This window comes from Caproicibacter sp., from assembly GCF_046707225.1.
Classification (GTDB): domain Bacteria; phylum Bacillota; class Clostridia; order Oscillospirales; family Acutalibacteraceae; genus Caproicibacter.
Map to the genome: position 1 here is coordinate 25,146 of NZ_JBJKOP010000018.1, position 17,146 is coordinate 42,291.

Consider the following 17,146-nt stretch of genomic DNA (forward strand, 5'->3'; position numbering starts at 1 on the left):
CGGCGGCCGTGTTTGCGCGGAGCAAACGCGACCGATGAAAGTAGGGTAACTGTTCTCACGGCGGCTGCACAGAATATCAGCTTCAGCGGAGGAAAAATATGAAAGAAAATGAAGTGATCCGGCAATTAACGGCGCGAAAATCGGTCCGCGCTTTTGAGGACAGGGAGATTCCTCAGGCTGTCAAGGATGAAATCATCGGCGCGGCGTTTGAAGCCCCAACGGCCGGCAATATGATGCTTTACACGATCATTGACGTAACAGACAGGAACATCAAGCAGCAGCTGTCAGTTCTCTGCGATCATCAGCCCTTTATTGCAAAGGCCCCGGTCGTGCTGGTCTTTCTGGCGGATTATGAAAGATGGTTCAACACCTTCGTTGCCGCGGGGATGACGCCCCGCAAACCCGGCGCGGGCGATTTGCTTTTGTCTTGCTCGGACGCGCTGATCGCCGCACAGAACACCGTAACGGCGGCACAGTCGCTGGGGGTGGGTTCCTGCTATATTGGGGACATTCTGGAGAACTGTGAAAAAGTCAGAACCCTTCTGTCATTGCCCCGGTATACCCTTCCGGCCGCGATGGTCGTGTATGGATATCCCACCAAACAGCAGCTTGAAAGGGAAAAACCCCGGCGGTTTGACAGGAGCCATATTGTGCATGCGAATTCCTACAGAAGCATGCAGCCGGAAGAGCTTTTAGCAATGTACCATGAGCAGAACACAAATGAGAGCATTGAGGACTTTTGTAAGCGCAAGTACTTATCCGGCTTTGCGCTGGAAATGAACCGGTCGGCTTCGGAATATCTGAAAAACTTTCGCTGATGGGGACAAAGGGCTGTCAATAGCCTAAAAACAAGAAATGCGTCTTAAAACGGCTTCAAAGCCGGATTAAGACGCATTTTGTATGCATAATTTTGAGGCTGTTTTGAAACAAGCCCCTTTGTCCTAATAGGTGACGCAGATTTCCAGACCGTGATTGGCGGAATCCACCACATAAGAAACACTTTCGGGGCTTTTTCCGGACTGCTTGCACGCCTGCTGCAAATAGGTTTTCATCTTATACGGGGAAGCGGTGACCAGCCCGTTCACGACAGAAGTATAATTCGAGCCGGCGTCAATATAGAATGCAACCGTTGGGTCGGATTCGGCAAGGTCGGCGGAAAGCTGCTGAACCACGGTGCTGTCACCGGCATTGCCCAAATCTTTGATCTTAATCCCCTTTACCACATAGTAATTTTCCGCGATCGACTGGCAGGCGGGAAGGAACAGATTGACCTGTGAGTTCGCCGCGGCGAGCTGCTGTTCCGTCAGAGAGGAAAAAACGGGAGAGATTGTGTGGGTTTGCCGGATGACCTGGTCGGTAACGTTGAAATAATTGTAGATCGGCTGATTCCCATCGCACCACGTCAGGTCAAGATGGTACCAGTTTCCCCCAATGCTGACGGCGTTCCACATGTGTCCGACTCCGCTGCTGGAGCCTCGGATCAGTGTGCAGTGCAGTCCCAGATAACTAGAAAGCAGTTCCATTGCGCGGGAGTACCCTTCGCAGACCACCTGGCCGTCTGTCAAAGCCCCGTAGGCCGTAAACGCCTGCCAGATGCTTGTGTCTTTTACGGCAGCGTCGCTGTAGCTGCAGTTTTTGGTCAGATAGTCGTACAGGGCCTCTTCCCGGTCAAATTCGCTCAGCCCGGCCGGGACGGATTGAATCACCTGCTGCAGCTTGCCGTTCAGCGCGTTGACTGCATCGCGGCAGCCATCGGCGGAGAGAACGGAAAAAAGCTGTAAAATTGATGAATCGCCGTCATATCCGTAGGAGAATACGTTTGTAAGCCAGAACACCTCCGGATGATCGTTTGTGTATGCCAGAAATACTTTCTGCAGCTGCGACTGGTCCAGTTTTGTCGTCAGCATGATCTGGCCGACCGGGTAGTATCCGCTGACGGACTGGTTGGACACCTGATAGGCCGCGTCGTCGATATACTCGTAAAGGGTTCGTTCCGAATCCGACGACAGGGCCCGGTAGCCGTAGTCCTGATTTACAAAAGCGTAGGACGACCGGGCGTCCGCTGATTCCAGGCCTTTGTTCAGGGTGATCCGCAGACCTCCCGGGACGTCCGCGCTGGAGGTGATTTTCCGGATTGCCTGAAATGCCTTGTCGTCTTGTCCGGACCCGTTCGCGCCGCCGCCTTCCGTTCTGGCGACCGAGCCTGTGGAAAAAGGTATCGCCGCCTGTACGGAAGCCGACGCCGTCAAAGAGCCGCCGGCTCCTGCAAGGAATCCCGGTAAGCCCGGGATGGAAGAGATGAGAAGGAAGGCCGACAGACAGCCGGCAGCCGCAGCTCTGTATTTTTGAAAGCGCATTTTAGAGTTCCCCCAATTTTCAATTAACGCCATAGATTATACCATATCATTCCAGCGTTTCAAATGAGTATTCCGTGAAAAATATGTAAATGTTTTGAATTGCTCAAATGCCTCGGCATTGTAACAGTGCGATTTTAAAAATACATCCTGCAAAAAGAACAAGGTGTCATACGGAGGAATTTGTAGTATAATATCGTATCAATATCCATTTGAGAAGGACTGATACAAAATTGCCGGAAATAGAGATAAAAGCTGAAGATCCGTTTTCACCGGACACTTCCACTCTGATGGACGAATTATCCGAAAGCCTGAAAACCATCACGGGCTCCAGCGGAAGAGGCTCTTTCCATCTGGAGGAGATGAACGACACAAAGTCCGTGTTCGCCGTTGCAAGGAACCCGGGACACGCGGCGATCGGGTGCGGCGCGCTGCGGCCCGTTGATGAAAAAACCGCTGAGGTGAAAAGAGTATATGCCAAAATCGAGGGGCGGGGCATCGGCAGAAAAATACTTGCTTTTCTGGAACGCGAAGCATATGGCATGGGCTATTCCCGGCTGATCCTGGAAATACGGCGTATCAACCGGCGAGCCGTTTCGTTTTATGAACGAAACGGTTATACAAGCATCCCGAATTACGGCAAATATGCGCAAAATGATCAAGCAATTTGTTTTGAAAAGCGGATTCGGGGCGGCGGGCCGGATCAGAATCTGCTGGAAACGGTCTGCATGCTCAGGCATGCTCTGCACCGCCTGCCCGAACCGTCCGGTGAGGAACAGAAAACCAAAGAGTACTTAATGGCGTTCCTTCGCAAACATACTTCCCTGCGGCTCGAAGATGGTGGACAGTGGTTCTGCGCGGTTCATAAAGAGCCGGAGGCCGCGGAAACGATCGCATTCCGGGCGGAGATGGACGCGCTCCCGTGCGGGGACGGATACGCGCATCTGTGCGGGCATGACGGGCACTGCGCGGCTCTCGCCGGGCTGGGACTTGCTCTTGAGGGCAGAAAGCTGGGCCGGAATATCGTGCTCATCTTCCAGCATGCCGAAGAAACCGGCGCGGGCGGTCGGGTCTGCTGCGGGGCAATTCAAAAATTCGGCGTGCGGCGTGTTTATGCCTTTCACAACATTCCGGGGTGGGAAGAAGGCACCGTTTTGCTGCGCAGCGGAACGTTTGCCTGCGCGTCCCGCGGGATGACGCTGTCCTTTACCGGGACACCGTCCCATGCCGCCTATCCTCAGAACGGGCGCAATCCCGGTTTTGCCGCGGCCCGTCTGATTGCCGCTTTGCCGGAGATTGTGAAACCGGACCGTTATAAAGGGCTGACCATGGCGACGCTCGTCGGGTGTAAAACGGGCGTGAAAGCGTTCGGGTCGGCGGCAGGAAGCGCCGAGGTGTGGCTTACGTTAAGAGCGTGGCGGGAGGAAGACCTGAGCGCGCTGACGGCATCCCTAGAACAGGTTGCCCGGTCGGAGGCTGCCCGCGATGAAGTCGGGTTTTTCGACTCTTTCTGCGATGTTTTCCCCGTGACAGTGAACGATCAGTCCGCGCTGGAACAGTTGGAAAAAATCAGCCGGTCTGCCGGGCTGAGCTGTGCCGATGTGCCGGAGCCGTTTCGCTGGTCGGAGGACTTCGGGTATTACGGGTCGGCCGGAGCGCAGGGAGTTATGGTGGGCATCGGCGCGGGGAAGGACTGGCCCCAGCTTCACACGGAGCATTTTGAGTTCAATGACCGGATTTTCCCGTCCGTGCTCACACTGTTTTTATCGCTCGCTCAGTTCGGCTGATTCAAAACGAATGACCGGATCGGCATCGGCGCGTCCGCATTGCGGACGCGTTTTCTATCAGGTAAAATTTGCCGGACTGCTTTCATCGGGTCCTCATAATAAATTCATTTTCCCGTCACAAACATAGGGTACCCTACAGAAAAGCGAGAGCGGGGCGGATTTTGATGCCGAGAAAAAAATACCGTAAAAATGTCACTCAGTTTATCAGCTATCTTGTGGTCGGCGGCGGAGCGACCGTTGTGGAATGGGCGCTGTTCTTTCTGTTTGTGTACCCAATGAAGTGGGATCAGAACGCGGGCTTTACCGTTGCCTATCTTATTTCGACCTTTGTCAACATGATTCTGGGCAGACTGCTGACTTTTCGAAATGCCAGCGTAGTCAATCAAAGTAACAGCGCGGTCCGGAATTTTCTAAAGGAAGCCTCGCTGATTTATTTGGTGGCGGCAGTTGGATGTGTCCTGAATCTTCTGTTTCTGAACCTGTTTACGGACTTTTTCGGGATGGATTCCATGGCTGCCAAAATATTGACGACGGGAATAATGCTGATTGGGAACTATATTGCCAGAAAGCTTGGCATCTACCGTGAAAATACCCAAACTGCGGCCGCACCCACTCATATTGAATGCAAACCTGAAATCGACCGGAAAGGGTAGAAAATATGAAAACTGTTCGAAAATACCGCGAGGCGGTTCTGCTGTCGCTGATTCTGCTTCTGGCGGCTTTTCTGTCCGTCTATAACATCTGGGACCTTGGCTATGGCAATGAATTTTACGCGGCCAGCGTAAAGAGTATGCTGACCGGCTGGAAAAACTTCTTCTTCGCCTCTCTGGACCCGGGGGGGTGGATCACGGTGGACAAGCCTCCTGTTTCCCTGTGGGTTCAGACTGCTTTTGCCAAAGTGTTCGGGTTTTACGGCTGGAGCATCATTTTGCCGCAGTGCCTTGCCGCGGTTGCCACGACGGCGATCATTTATCATGCCGTCAAACGTCATTTCGGGAGTGCGGCGGGGCTGATTTCGGCTTTGGTGCTGGCCCTTTCACCGATCTTTATCGTTGTCAGCAAAACGAACAACACCGATTCGGTGCTGATTTTCTTTATGGCGCTTTCCGCGTGGGCCATGATGGTGGCTTCCGACCGGGGACAGCTTCGCTACCTGATTCTTTCCATGACTTTTCTGGGAATCGCCTACAACGCAAAAACACTGGAGGCGTTTCTGATTCTCCCCGCGCTTTATGCCGTTTACTTTTTCGGGACCGGGATCAGGTGGAGAAAGAGAATCTGGCATCTCGCGGTTGCAACGCTTGTTCTGCTTGTGGTTTCGCTGTCCTGGTCGGTGGCGGTGGACCTGACCCCGGCAAGCGAGCGGCCGTATGTCGACAACAGCACGAACAATTCCGAACTGGAGCTCGCCTTGGGCTATAACGGAATTCAGCGGATTACGGGGCAGAACCGGGGAAGCTTCGGCTCCGGCCGAACGGATGGGGAGATGAGAAGCCCTCGGGGGATGACGGAGGACGGCGGCAGATCCGGCGGGCAGATATCGATGTCTTCGTCGGACCACGCATCCGGCACGGAGGAATCGGCCGATGCTTTCTCCCGCGCGGACGGGCGCGGCAGCACGGATGACGGAGGCTTTGGAGGGGGCGCGAACGGCTTTGCGGGCGGACCCGGCGGCAACGGGGGCGGCGGAGGCATGTTCAACGGCGGCGGAAGCGCCGGAATTCTGCGTATGTTCAACATGACTCTCGGCGGTCAGGACAGCTGGCTGCTTCCGTTCGGAGTGTTTTCCGTTCTGGCGATGCTGCTGGGAATGCGGAACGCCGAGGAAGAGCGCCGCAGGAAGCTGCTGCGCGGAGTCCTGATGTGGGGCGGCTCCGTCGTCACCATGGTCGGCTACTTCAGTGTGTCCGAATTCTTTCATCCTTATTATATCTCCGCAATGGCGCCTTTCCTCGCGGCGCTGACCGGCATCGGTGCAGTGGAATTGTGGAAGCTGTACCGCCGCGGCGGTGCGTCCGGCTGGCTGCTTCCTGCGGCTTTTGCCTCGACGCTTGCCGTACAGGCCGCAATGCTCGCGTCCTATCAGGGCTACTCCAAAATTCTGATTCCGCTGATCTGTGCCGTTACCGGAATACCGGCAGTTGTTCTGGCGGCTCTGCGGGCTTTCAGAAAAAACACGGGCGGCACTCTGGCGGCTGCCTGTGTCACGCTCGGCTTTGCCGGGCTGCTGGTCGCGCCGGCCGTATGGACCAGATATTCGGTTTTCAGCAATCATATGAACACCTCAATTCCGTCTGCGGGTCCGTCCGCGGAAAGCACTTCAATGTTCGGGCAGGGCGGCGGCAGCCGCAGCCAGCAGTGGACAGACGGAAATACGTCTGAAAACGACCGGCGCGACGGCCGGACGGACCCGGAAAACCAAGACGGCACTCGTATTGGAGGAAGCTTCGGGAACCAGGAAAGCAGTTCCTCCGACTCGGCGCTGATCAGCTTTTTGGAGCAGAACAATACCGGCGAAAAATATCTGGTCGCGGTTCAAAGCGCCAGTGAGACGGAACCGATCATTCTGGCAACCGGCAAGCCGGTCATGGCGGTCGGGGGATTCAGCGGGACCAACCGGTCGCTGACGGTGGAAAAGCTGGAGCAAATGGTAAAGTCCGGCGAATTGAAGTATTATCTGGTGGGAGGAAGAGGCGGCATGGGCGGCGGTTCCTCCGATGAAGTGACCAAGTGGGTCGAAGAGCATGGCACGGCGGTGGATTCCACCGTGTGGAGTTCCTCCTCCGGCTCGGGTATGAAGGGCGGCGGTTCCCAGACGCTTTATGACCTGTCAAACGCTCAAAAGGGATAAATTAAAGGCGGCTTAATAAAAAAGGAGCTGTTTAGAACGGTTTTGTAAAAAGCATTGCATAAAAACGCGCCTTGATTCAGCTGAATCAAGGCGCGTTTTCTAGGGGACTTTATTCCTTTCTGTGGGTTGCCGCGGTAAAAGCCCCTTGTCCCGGTTGGCTATTTGTCGCTGTTCAGCGCGCTTAAATACCGGTAGATGGTCGGTTCAGAGCATTTAAGCTGTTTCGCGGCCTGACTGACGGCGCCCTTTAATAAAAAAAATCCACGCTTGTTCAAAATGTCCACGATGTGCATTTTTTCCGCCTGGGTTAAACGATCCGTGTACAAGATGCCGCTGCCCGGAAGGCAGCTTTCCAATACGGTTTCAATCATTTCGGCAACCGTTTCGGGAAAGCTTTCAACCGTGCCGGACAACGCGTCCGGCACGTCGGGCAGAATGCCTTCCGGCTCTTTGAGCGTTTCCTGCCGGATATTGCACAGTTCCAGTATTTTTTTACTGACGTCGGTATAGCGGGAAGCGTCGAAATTGATGCACAGCATGCCGACCAGACTGTCGTTTTCATCCTTGATGAAAACGGTGGAAGACCGCAGCACTTTGCCGGACTTCGAAATTCCTTTATAATTCAGGACGTAATCGTTGGTTTCGTAAACCTTATCTTTAATCATCTTCAGCGCAAAATCGGTTATGGGCGCGCCGACCTTTCTGCCGCTGATATGACCGTTTGCAATCGCGATGATGGACTGGCTGTCGGAGCTGATTTCATGGAGCGCGATTTCGTAGTCGGGGCCGAGAACATTCCCCAAAAATTCGACAAGAATGCCATAATTTTTTAAAAGCTTTGAACCGGTCGATTTCATGGTTTCCTCCCGATTTAAAAAATAGGGAACAACACCGCGGGATGTGTTATTCTCTAATAGAAAGGATAGCACGATGAGACAGCGGATGCAATAAAATTATTAGAAATTGGCGATAATTATTTATTAAATGCACGCTTTTTCCGTAACAAACCGTAAATTTCAATAAAAATCAACTTTTTAAGTGAAAAGTATTGACATTTTATTATTATAATGATAAATTTTTATTACAATAAAAAAGAAGGAGAGCGGTTACAACGCAGAAAATCATTCAAACGGAAGACGCTCCAAAGGCAATCGGCCCTTATTCCCAGGCAACAGGATTTGAAAAACTGATCTTCACTTCAGGGCAGCTTCCCCTGAATCCGCGCACGGGAAAATTTGTCAATGGAGGAATCGAAGAGCAGACGCGCCAGTCCCTGATGAATCTGAAGGCGGTTCTCGCCGCGGGCGGTTCCGATTTCAGCCATGTTTTAAAAACAAATGTCTTTCTGAACAGCATGGACGACTTTGCGGCGATGAACAGGGTCTATGCGGAGTTTTTCATAGGCGAATTCCCGGCAAGATCGGCGGTTCAGGTTGCGAAGCTGCCCATGGGAGCGCTGGTTGAGATTGAAGCGGTAGCGTGCCGCTCCGGTGCGGATTAACGGATTGAGAAAGAAATACGAAAGAAAGGATGTGCTGCTGAAATGGAAAAACAAAAGATCATTGACATTTTGAACAGTGAGATGGAACTGGCAACAGGGTGTACAGAGCCTGCGGCAATTGCTTTCACCGCTGCCGTAGCCGCCGAACACCTGAGCGGGAAACAGGTGGAAAGCGTCTGCGTTCGGGCAAGCGGAAACATGATTAAAAACGCGATGGCCGCGGGCATCCCCGGAACCAACTATACGGGAATGGAGTACGCCGCCGGAATCGGCGCTTTGGGCGGTGACCCGAGCAAAAAGCTACAGGTCATTTCGGGGGTGGACCCGGCGGTGTATTCCGCGGCGCAAAAATTGGTGGAATCCGGGAAAATAACCGTTGAAATCGCGGACACGCCTGAAAAGCTGTATGTCGATGTTACGGTCGAAAGCGGGGAAGACTCTGCCCGGGCGGTAATTTCCGGCGCGCACACCAACCTTGTTCTGGCGCAGGAAAATGGAAAGACGGTCTTTGAAAACAAGGACGGAACCGGGCCGACCGGAGGAATCAGCCCGGAGGAAATCAAAAACACTCTGTCTGTTCAAAAAATCTATGAGTTTGTGCAGCAGATCGACCCGGAAAACAATCCGCTGGACATCATCCGGCAAAGCATTTCCGTGAACACGGCCATTTCGGAAGAGGGGCTTAAAAATGACTATGGCCTGAAAATCGGAAGAACCGTCCGGGAGGAATTGGAAAACGGAATGATCGGCAACGACATGGTTTCAAACGCCGTCTGCGTCACCACGGCCGCCGCCGACGCCAGAATGGCGGGCGCCCCGTTCGCGGTGGTCTCCAACTCCGGGAGCGGGAACCAGGGAATTACAACTACCATGCCGGTCGTCGCCACCGCAAAATGGCTGAAAGCCGGGGAAGACCGGATGCTCCGCGCAGTCACCTTGAGCAACCTGATCGCCATTTACATTAAATCCAAATTTGGCAGACTCTCCGCACTGTGTGGAGCAACGGTAGCCGCGACCGGAGCGGCGTGTGGAATCACCTATTTGATGGGAGGGGATTTAAAGGCCATTGGATTTGCCATACAGAACATGATCGGCAATGTGACCGGTATGCTGTGTGACGGTGCAAAAGCGGACTGCGCGCTGAAAATCAGCACATGTACCAACGCCGCGATGCAAGCCGCTTTTATGGCGATGAAAGGGCTGTGCGTACAGAAGACCGACGGTATCGTTGAAAATGATGTTGAAAAATCCATCGATAATTTTGCGACACTTGGAAACAAGGGCTCGTCGGGGATGGATCCGCTGGTGCTCGACATGATGCTGCATAAGGATCGGAAATAGGACCGATCGGCAGGAATATAGGAAGATTGTAACGTTCGGAGGAGTAAAATATGCAGGCTATAGTGGCGTTTTTCATTCTGGCTGCCTTATATGCGGCCGGCGATTTTGTCGGAACAAGAACAAAAGCATGGGTGCCGTCGGTTTTTGTGGTGGCTTGTTTGTTCTTGGCCGGGTATTGGACCTTTTTCCCCAAGGATATTGTTTCTCTCGCCGGAATGGGGGCCCCGCTGGGTGGTACGCTGGCGATTCTGTTCTGTATCACCCATATGGGCACCATTATCAGCGTCAGGGAGCTCATTTCTCAGTGGAAAATTATTGTGATCACTTTAATCGGACTTACCGGCATGGTTTTGTTCTGCTGGTTCATCTGCGTCCCTCTTGTCGGCAGGAGCTATGTCGTTGCCGGCTTGCCGCCTCTTTCGGGGGGAATTGTGGCCGCGGTTATGGTACAGCAGGCGGCCGCGCAGAAAGGTCTGGAAACAGCGTCTGTTCTGGCCATTTGTATGTATGTCATCCAGGGGTTCGCCGGTTATCCGCTGACTGCGCTTCTTTTGAAAAAAGAGGGGAAGAAACTGCTGAAGGAATACCGCAGCGGATCGGCAGCGGCCGTGCAGAACGTTAAGGTGGAAGGAAGCAACGGCAAACTGGCCGCACAGGAACCGGAGCGGAAAAAGCTGATTCCTCCCGTGCCGGAAAAGTATAATTCCACTGCATTGATTCTGGCAAAACTCTCATCGGTTGGCGTGCTGTCCTATCTGATTCAGGTCTGGTCCGGCGGAGTACTGAACATGGCGGTTGTCGCGCTTGTCCTCAGTATCCTTGCAACGGAACTTGGATACCTCGACAAGGACTCGTTGCATAAGGCCGGTTCATTTGGCTTTTTGATGTTTGTCCTGATGATTTTTGTGTTTTCGGGGCTGGCGAAAGCGACGCCCGCAATGCTTGGCAGCATTGTGCTCCCGCTCGTGACAATTATCGTGATTGGTGTGATCGGCATGTCTGTTTTCGCACTGATTGCAGGCAAACTCTTGCATATCAGCCCTTATATGGCCGTAGCGACATCTTTGACTTCACTGTACGGTTTTCCGCCGAACTATGTGCTGACGGATGAAGCGGCCAAAGCCCTGGCGGAAACACCGGAGGAAAAGGAATATCTGATGAACGCCATGCTGCCGCAGATGATTGTCGGGGGGTTTGTAACCGTTACGATCACGTCCGTCGTCATCGCAGGGGTTTTCGTCAATCTTTTATAAAGCACGCCGTTTCAGACGCGTTCGGGGAACAGGAAAGGAGCAACCGCAATGTCAATTAAAGAACTGGCGGAACAGTACGACGCCTTTATTATTGAAAAAAGAAGAGCCTATCATCAGCATCCGGAACTAAGCTGGAAAGAAGAAAATACAACCCAATCGATTCAGGCGGATCTTGAAGCAATGGGAATCGAGACGAAGAGATTCGATGGGAAAACAGGTGTTGTCGGCTTGATCCGGGGAGGCGCTCCGGGGAAGACAGTCATGCTGCGGGCGGATATCGACGCGCTGCCGATCGAGGAACATGCGGATGTGCCGTTTCGTTCCCAAAATCAGGGTGTCATGCATGCATGCGGTCACGACTGTCATATCGCAATGCTGCTCGGCGCGGCAAAAATCCTGTCGACCGTTCGGCAGGAACTTCACGGCAATGTGAAATTGATTTTTCAGGCGGCGGAAGAAACCTGCCACGGTGCGGAATACTATGTGCAGCAGGGGCTGCTGGACGGTGTCGACGCGATTATGGGAATGCACATCTGGGGAACGCTGGACGCGCCGAAAATTAATGTTCAGCAGGGCGGCAGGATGGCTTCCTGTGACAACTTTAAAATTGTAGTCCGGGGCAAAGCGTGCCACGGATCCGCGCCGCATATGGGCACGGATGCGATCGTAGCTGCGGCTTCCGTTATCATGAATTTGCAGACCTTTGCCAGCCGAAGAAACGATCCGCTCAACCCGCTTGTCATCAGCATCGGCACGGTTCACGGCGGAAACGCGTTCAACATCATTGCCGACCGGGTTGAAATGGAAGGAACCATCCGGACTTATTCGCGTGAACTCAGGAAAAACATTGAAACAATGATGAGAGAAATCATCGTTAATACCGCGAAGGCATGCGGTGCGGAGGCGAGTCTTGAATACTGGCAGTTCCCCGGTCCGATTATCAACGAGCAGGAGAACCTGAACCGCATTGCGAAAAATGCCGCGGTCAAGCTGTACGGAGAAAGTGGAACGGCGCCGCTGGAAAAGATGACAGGCTCTGAGGATTTCGCGTATTTTATGGAAAAAATACCGGGAATTTACGCCTTTATCGGCTGCCGCAATCCTGAAATCGGCGCGACGTACGGGAACCACAGCGATAAATTTAAAGTTGATGAAACCGCTTTGCACCGCGGCGCGGCTTTTTACGCTCAATTTGCGAAAGATTATTTGGATGAAAACTGAAAGACGGCAAGCCTCAGCGCAGCGTTTGGTTTAAGTGATTACGCCCCGGATGATTCGGATCCGGGGCTGTTTTTTTATCGCACGGCCGGCAGCGGCGGACGCCGGTGCGTTTGTTTAGGCGAAGGCAAGGTTTCACTATCTGGAGCTAAATTCCTTCATAAAGAAGACACCTTTTCTTCACAGAATTAACATAATTACCGGGTATATTAAAACCAGCATCAATGGAGGTGGTTTTCAATGTACTGCAATGGATTTGGTTTGGGCGGATACGGTTACGGCGGGTTTGGATTTGGAGGAATTGCCATGATGATCGGTTTTTTACTCATCCTTGGACTGGTGATTTATTTTATATATCAATCTGGACGGCGCACGGTTCCCTCAAAAGCGGCGGCTTATGAGGAAATTTCCCCCAGAGCTATTGAAATTTTGAACGAACGCTTTGCAAGAGGCGAAATCAGTGAGGAAGAGTACCGGTCCAGAAAAAACCAGATTTTGAACCATTAAAAAAACAGGGATTCGCCATTCGGTGAATCCCTGTTTTTGTGAGCACTTTTATATTTTGATCAGCTCGTAATCGCGGCTTCCAAGGCCCATTTTCACCGCGTGGTCAATCATGACGTTCCAGTCGGTTGTGGGATGAATATCCTTGAAATGATCATGATGCGAGTTTCCGCTTTTCTCCAAAAGGCTGCCGGGAATGACCGGCTGGCTGTTGACGGCCTGCGTGCAGGCCAGGTCGAGCGCGACGGGGTCAAACGAGGCGAACATGCCGACGTTCGGCACAATCGGAATGTCGTTTTCCGCGTGGCAGTCACAGTAAGGAGATATGTCGACGACCAGACTGATATGGAACTGGGGGCGGTCGTGCAGCACCGCGTAGGAGTATTCCGCGATTTTCTTATTCAGGATGTCGTTGGATTCGTCGGAAGCGGGCAGGACCGCGTCCGTCGGGCAGGCGCCGATGCATCTCCCGCAGCCGACGCACAGATCGTGGTTGATGGACGCTTTTCGGTTTTCAATGGAGATGGCGCCGTGCGCGCAGTTTTTTTTGCAGGAACCGCAGCCGACGCAGGACTCCTGATTCACATGGGGCTTGCCGCTGCTGTGCATTTCCATTTTTCCCGCGCGGGAGCCGCAGCCCATGCCGATGTTTTTCAGGGCTCCGCCGATGCCGGTGGATTCATGGACTTTAAAGTGGGTGAGAGAAATGAATACGTCGGCATCCATAATCGCCCGTCCGATTTTTGCTTCCGTCACATATTCCCCACCCTGCACAGGGACAAGCGCCTCGTCGGTCCCCTTGAGTCCGTCCGCGATCAGGATGTGGCATCCGGTGGAAAAAGGAGAGAATCCGTTGCCGTAGGCGGAATCCAGATGGTCCAGGGCGTTTTTGCGCCCCCCCACATAAAGCGTGTTGCAGTCGGTTAAAAACGGCTTGCCGCCGAGCTCCCGCACCACGTCCGCGACCACCTTGGCGTAATTCGGGCGAAGAAAAGCGAGGTTGCCCGGTTCGCCGAAATGTATTTTGATCGCGGCATATTTCCTGTCGAAATCAATCTGTCCGATTCCAGCCGACTTGATCAGCCTTTTCAGCTTTTGAAGAAGGTTTTCGGTCAATGTCGCGTGCATATCGGTGAAATACACCTTTGATTTTTCCATTCTCAATCCTCCGTGCATTATTTTATTAAAAATCATTTTCACTGCCATTGCGAGGCCGCATATTGCTGGCCCCTTTTCTATAATTGACATTATAACATTGATGATTTATTATGAAAAGTAGTTACATAAAAGTTACTATTGAACTTGGGAGGCCGGATTTTGAAAATCGAGCAGGTTTTAGAAGAAAATATCTGTGAATGCCCGGCGGGGCTGGAGTGCTCCATTGAGAAAACGCTGGAGGTCCTTGACGGGAAATGGACGTTTCTGATTATCCGGGACTTATTTGACGGGGTAAAGCGGTTCGGGGAACTGAAAAAATCTCTTGAGGGGATCAGCCCGAAGACGCTTTCGGTGCGTTTAAAGGAACTGGAAGCGAAGGGAGTCGTCCTGAGGACCGCATACCCGACGGTTCCGCCGACGGTGGAGTATACTCTGACGGAAAAGGGCAACAGCCTGAAACCGATTATCGTCGCCATGAAGCTGTGGGGCGCGAAATGGGGCTGAGGCGCGCAAAAAAAACAGCCGCGGTTGCCGAAACCGCGCTGCCTCTTCATTGATCCGTTTATTTTACAAGACTTTTGGTGTAATAATGCCTCGTTCCGGAAATGGGATATTCTTTCAGAACAAATTTCTCCACGTAGCCCAGTTTTTCATAAAATCGAGGAGCCTGGAATCCAAACGTATTCAGAAAAACATATTTGCAGCCGCGTTCCATTGCGAAAGATTCCGCTTTCTGAACCAATTCCGTTCCAATCTTCCGGCCGCGCATTTTTTCACTGACCCATAAATATTCAACTTCCAGCCAGTTCCCGTGTGTATCGCCGATTAAACCGGCGGTTTTGTTTCCGCTCTCGTCTTCCAGAAAAATTGCCAGGTCCCTTGCGTCTTTATTTTCAAGATGCGCTAGGTTATAGCGGAGCAATTCGCGGAATATTTCGTCTTTCTCCTGTGGGGAGGGAGATTCCGTCAATCTGTAATTCATAATAACCTCTTTCCGGAACTTCAGTGATGATTTATTATATCACGTAGCCCGGTAGAAAGAAAGAACAGCCTGCGCCGGCGGGTTCTCGCCGGCTGCCCCCAACGAAAACGGCAGCCCGACCGCAGGGGTCGGACTGCCATTTTGGTCGAGGTGACAGGACTTGAACCTGCGACATCCTGCTCCCAAAGCAGGCGCGCTACCAACTGCGCTACACCTCGAAAATAATACAGCTTTCCTATTATAAGAGAAATAGTATACAATGTCAAGAAAACTGCACCGGAATAGAATCAAGAATTTATAATTTTTTAATGGTATTTGTGCTATAATGAATCATAAAAGGATTTGAAAGGACGGGAGAGAAAATTGAAACTCGGAAGATTTGATCGAAAATTAACTGCGGCTCTGCTTGCCTTTGCTTTGTCGATTCAACTTAGCGGGTGCGCGGGTTCGAATCTATTATCGGCCGCCGATTCTTCGTCGTCCCCGGCACCGCTGTCATCCGCCGCATCCGCCGACTCCCAGCAGGAGAAGCCGAGATTGCCCGCGGCTTCTTCCTCCGACTCCAAACCTTCTTCTTCCGCTCCTTCTACGGTAACGTCTTCAGCCCCGCCGCGAAAGGCAAAATCGGAATCGGAGGTTCAGACTCCCCAAAAAATTCCGGAAACAAAAGATTCGCAGACGGTGAAACGGCTGAGTATACAAAATGCCGCGTCAAACGGTTTTACCGCGGTATCTCAAAGCGGCGGGTATCAGGCGCTGAAGACGGAATCGGAAAGAACCCTATACAAATTGATCGAAAACAGCGTATATCAGGTTGCGGTCTCAAAAACCTATCAAAATTATGCCCCAACCGGTCAGATTTCAATTCCCGGGAAGCTGACGGAAGCGGAAATTCGCCTGACAACCACAGCCTATCTGGATGACCATCCTCAGGTTTTCTGGATCGCAAACGCTTATTCTTACGGATACCGGAACGACCAGACGATTTTGCAGCTCTATTCAGAGCTGACACAGAGCGAGTGCAGCGCGGCTGTTTTGGCTTTTAACGGAAAGGTGCAGTCCATCCTCCAGTCTATGCCGTCCGGGCTTGGCGAGTTCGACCGCGAGGAATATTTATTTGATTACATAACGAAGGCCTGTTCTTACGATGATTCCGCCGTTACAAATAAGAATTGGAAATCCTATACGGCATACGGGGCGTTGATCGACGGAAAAGCGGTGTGCGAAGGATACTCCAGAGCAATGCTGCTGCTAGGCGGATACGCAGGCCTTTCCGGCGTGCTGATCCGCGGAACAGGCGAGGGAGTCGCCCACATGTGGAACGGTTTTAAGATTGACGGTAATTGGTATCACGTTGACCTAACCTGGTGCGACAATACAAATACGGTATATAACTATTTTAATATAGATGATAAGACGCTGAAGCTGACGCATGTCATCGCGCCGGTCGCTTCGTCGCTGACGGAAGCGCAAATTTGCAGCGCCAACGCGGTCTACAATATGACGCTCCCGGTCTGCGGTTCCACGCAGGACAACTATTTCAGGAAAAAAGGTATCGTCATTTCCACTCTGGACGGGTCCAAAGACGACGCGGTCGTATCATCCGTTGCGGCGCAGATGAAGCAGAAGAAAACAACGATTGCTTTTTTGATTACCGCCGCCGACTATGATGCGACGATCAAGGGCCTTACCACGGCGACACCGTATAAAATGGCAGCCTATTTGCAGAAAGCAGCTTCCGCGGCGGGTGTGACTTTGAGCCTGAAGAATGTATCTTATGTAACGGATCAGGCTGACTTGGGACTGAATGTCTTTGTTTCCTATCAGTAATGATGTGATTTGAGGCAAAAACAGAAAACCCAAAAAAAATGAAAAAAAGGGTTGACAATAGGGGTGGGTTTTGGTATTATAGTGAAGCGCCTTACGGAAAGGGCGCTGCGGAAGAGGGTCTGAAAGGGCCGGAAAACCGCATGGGACCTTGAAAATTAAACAACGAGACGATAAAGAAGGAACCCGTAAAGATTTCGAGAGTGAAAGTACTTTCGGACGAAAAGAGACGGAAACTCTTTTAAAAAAAACCAAAAGATACGTTAGTGTATCGACTGAAGAGCCGAAACGACTCTAAGATAGATATAAACGCCTTCGGGTGATTATATACCATATTTTAGAGAGTTTGATCCTGGCTCAGGACGAACGC

Annotated in this window: 15 protein-coding genes and 1 tRNA gene; 11 read left to right on the forward strand and 5 right to left on the reverse strand. The window is 52.1% G+C overall.

Going from position 1 to position 17,146, the window contains the following annotated elements:
- The first annotated feature begins 98 nt into the window (after positions 1 to 98).
- Positions 99 to 818: a nitroreductase family protein gene (locus ACLQ3M_RS02890; protein ID WP_411676207.1), complete on the forward strand. Its 720-nt coding sequence runs from the start codon at positions 99 to 101 to the stop codon at positions 816 to 818.
- A 123-nt stretch (positions 819 to 941) separates the two neighbouring features.
- Here ACLQ3M_RS02890 and ACLQ3M_RS02895 read toward each other — a convergent pair whose 3' ends face one another.
- Positions 942 to 2,357, reverse strand: coding sequence for a transglutaminase domain-containing protein (locus ACLQ3M_RS02895; RefSeq protein WP_411676208.1), 1,416 nt, complete (start codon positions 2,355 to 2,357; stop codon positions 942 to 944).
- 230 nt (positions 2,358 to 2,587) lie between these two features.
- Here ACLQ3M_RS02895 and ACLQ3M_RS02900 point away from each other — a divergent pair, with 230 nt between their 5' ends.
- The 3 genes from ACLQ3M_RS02900 to ACLQ3M_RS02910 all read left to right on the forward strand — a co-directional run bounded on the left by ACLQ3M_RS02900 (position 2,588) and on the right by ACLQ3M_RS02910 (position 6,992).
- Positions 2,588 to 4,141, forward strand: coding sequence for a M20/M25/M40 family metallo-hydrolase (locus ACLQ3M_RS02900; RefSeq protein WP_411676209.1), 1,554 nt, complete (start codon positions 2,588 to 2,590; stop codon positions 4,139 to 4,141).
- 164 nt (positions 4,142 to 4,305) lie between these two features.
- A complete protein-coding gene (locus ACLQ3M_RS02905; protein ID WP_411676210.1) occupies positions 4,306 to 4,794 on the forward strand; it encodes a GtrA family protein in 489 nt (162 codons plus the stop codon).
- Between the two features lie 5 nt (positions 4,795 to 4,799).
- Complete coding sequence (locus tag ACLQ3M_RS02910; protein ID WP_411676211.1) at positions 4,800 to 6,992, forward strand: glycosyltransferase family 39 protein; 2,193 nt, start codon at positions 4,800 to 4,802, stop codon at positions 6,990 to 6,992.
- 158 nt (positions 6,993 to 7,150) lie between these two features.
- Here ACLQ3M_RS02910 and ACLQ3M_RS02915 read toward each other — a convergent pair whose 3' ends face one another.
- Positions 7,151 to 7,849 (reverse strand): transcriptional regulator, encoded by a 699-nt coding sequence (locus ACLQ3M_RS02915; RefSeq protein WP_411676212.1) that lies wholly within the window; start codon positions 7,847 to 7,849, stop codon positions 7,151 to 7,153.
- A 266-nt stretch (positions 7,850 to 8,115) separates the two neighbouring features.
- Here ACLQ3M_RS02915 and ACLQ3M_RS02920 point away from each other — a divergent pair, with 266 nt between their 5' ends.
- The 5 genes from ACLQ3M_RS02920 to ACLQ3M_RS02940 all read left to right on the forward strand — a co-directional run bounded on the left by ACLQ3M_RS02920 (position 8,116) and on the right by ACLQ3M_RS02940 (position 12,812).
- Positions 8,116 to 8,493 carry a RidA family protein gene (locus ACLQ3M_RS02920; protein WP_411676222.1) on the forward strand — a complete coding sequence of 126 codons (378 nt, stop codon included), beginning with the start codon at positions 8,116 to 8,118 and terminating at the stop codon, positions 8,491 to 8,493.
- A gap of 42 nt (positions 8,494 to 8,535) precedes the next feature.
- Positions 8,536 to 9,834: a serine dehydratase subunit alpha family protein gene (locus tag ACLQ3M_RS02925; RefSeq protein ID WP_411676213.1), complete on the forward strand. Its 1,299-nt coding sequence runs from the start codon at positions 8,536 to 8,538 to the stop codon at positions 9,832 to 9,834.
- Positions 9,835 to 9,884: 50 nt separating this feature from the next.
- Positions 9,885 to 11,087: a hypothetical protein gene (locus ACLQ3M_RS02930; protein WP_411676214.1), complete on the forward strand. Its 1,203-nt coding sequence runs from the start codon at positions 9,885 to 9,887 to the stop codon at positions 11,085 to 11,087.
- Between the two features lie 48 nt (positions 11,088 to 11,135).
- Positions 11,136 to 12,308, forward strand: coding sequence for an amidohydrolase (locus ACLQ3M_RS02935; RefSeq protein ID WP_411676215.1), 1,173 nt, complete (start codon positions 11,136 to 11,138; stop codon positions 12,306 to 12,308).
- 237 nt (positions 12,309 to 12,545) lie between these two features.
- A complete protein-coding gene (locus ACLQ3M_RS02940; RefSeq protein WP_411676216.1) occupies positions 12,546 to 12,812 on the forward strand; it encodes an SHOCT domain-containing protein in 267 nt (88 codons plus the stop codon).
- Positions 12,813 to 12,860: 48 nt separating this feature from the next.
- Here the strand turns inward: ACLQ3M_RS02940 and ACLQ3M_RS02945 are convergent, their stop codons facing one another.
- Positions 12,861 to 13,967 carry a DUF362 domain-containing protein gene (locus ACLQ3M_RS02945; RefSeq protein ID WP_411676217.1) on the reverse strand — a complete coding sequence of 369 codons (1,107 nt, stop codon included), beginning with the start codon at positions 13,965 to 13,967 and terminating at the stop codon, positions 12,861 to 12,863.
- 159 nt (positions 13,968 to 14,126) lie between these two features.
- Between ACLQ3M_RS02945 and ACLQ3M_RS02950 the strand changes: the two genes are divergently transcribed.
- Positions 14,127 to 14,471, forward strand: a complete 345-nt coding sequence (locus ACLQ3M_RS02950) for a winged helix-turn-helix transcriptional regulator (protein WP_411676218.1) — start codon at positions 14,127 to 14,129, stop codon at positions 14,469 to 14,471.
- 58 nt (positions 14,472 to 14,529) lie between these two features.
- Here the strand turns inward: ACLQ3M_RS02950 and ACLQ3M_RS02955 are convergent, their stop codons facing one another.
- Positions 14,530 to 14,949 carry a GNAT family N-acetyltransferase gene (locus tag ACLQ3M_RS02955; protein WP_411676219.1) on the reverse strand — a complete coding sequence of 140 codons (420 nt, stop codon included), beginning with the start codon at positions 14,947 to 14,949 and terminating at the stop codon, positions 14,530 to 14,532.
- A gap of 142 nt (positions 14,950 to 15,091) precedes the next feature.
- Positions 15,092 to 15,167 (reverse strand) — tRNA-Pro (locus ACLQ3M_RS02960).
- Positions 15,168 to 15,312: 145 nt separating this feature from the next.
- Between ACLQ3M_RS02960 and ACLQ3M_RS02965 the strand changes: the two genes are divergently transcribed.
- The gene (locus ACLQ3M_RS02965) at positions 15,313 to 16,779 is read left to right on the forward strand and encodes a transglutaminase domain-containing protein (protein WP_411676220.1); all 1,467 of its coding nucleotides are present in this window, start codon (positions 15,313 to 15,315) and stop codon (positions 16,777 to 16,779) included.
- The last annotated feature ends 367 nt before the right edge of the window (positions 16,780 to 17,146 follow it).

Coding starts and splice junctions, on each gene's coding strand:
- ACLQ3M_RS02890 (WP_411676207.1), top strand. CDS start 99: ATGAAAGAAAATGAAGTGATCCGGCAATTAACGGCGCGAAAATCGGTC.
- ACLQ3M_RS02895 (WP_411676208.1), bottom strand. CDS start 2,357: ATGCGCTTTCAAAAATACAGAGCTGCGGCTGCCGGCTGTCTGTCGGCC.
- ACLQ3M_RS02905 (WP_411676210.1), top strand. CDS start 4,306: ATGCCGAGAAAAAAATACCGTAAAAATGTCACTCAGTTTATCAGCTAT.
- ACLQ3M_RS02910 (WP_411676211.1), top strand. CDS start 4,800: ATGAAAACTGTTCGAAAATACCGCGAGGCGGTTCTGCTGTCGCTGATT.
- ACLQ3M_RS02915 (WP_411676212.1), bottom strand. CDS start 7,849: ATGAAATCGACCGGTTCAAAGCTTTTAAAAAATTATGGCATTCTTGTC.
- ACLQ3M_RS02925 (WP_411676213.1), top strand. CDS start 8,536: ATGGAAAAACAAAAGATCATTGACATTTTGAACAGTGAGATGGAACTG.
- ACLQ3M_RS02930 (WP_411676214.1), top strand. CDS start 9,885: ATGCAGGCTATAGTGGCGTTTTTCATTCTGGCTGCCTTATATGCGGCC.
- ACLQ3M_RS02935 (WP_411676215.1), top strand. CDS start 11,136: ATGTCAATTAAAGAACTGGCGGAACAGTACGACGCCTTTATTATTGAA.
- ACLQ3M_RS02940 (WP_411676216.1), top strand. CDS start 12,546: ATGTACTGCAATGGATTTGGTTTGGGCGGATACGGTTACGGCGGGTTT.
- ACLQ3M_RS02945 (WP_411676217.1), bottom strand. CDS start 13,967: ATGGAAAAATCAAAGGTGTATTTCACCGATATGCACGCGACATTGACC.
- ACLQ3M_RS02955 (WP_411676219.1), bottom strand. CDS start 14,949: ATGAATTACAGATTGACGGAATCTCCCTCCCCACAGGAGAAAGACGAA.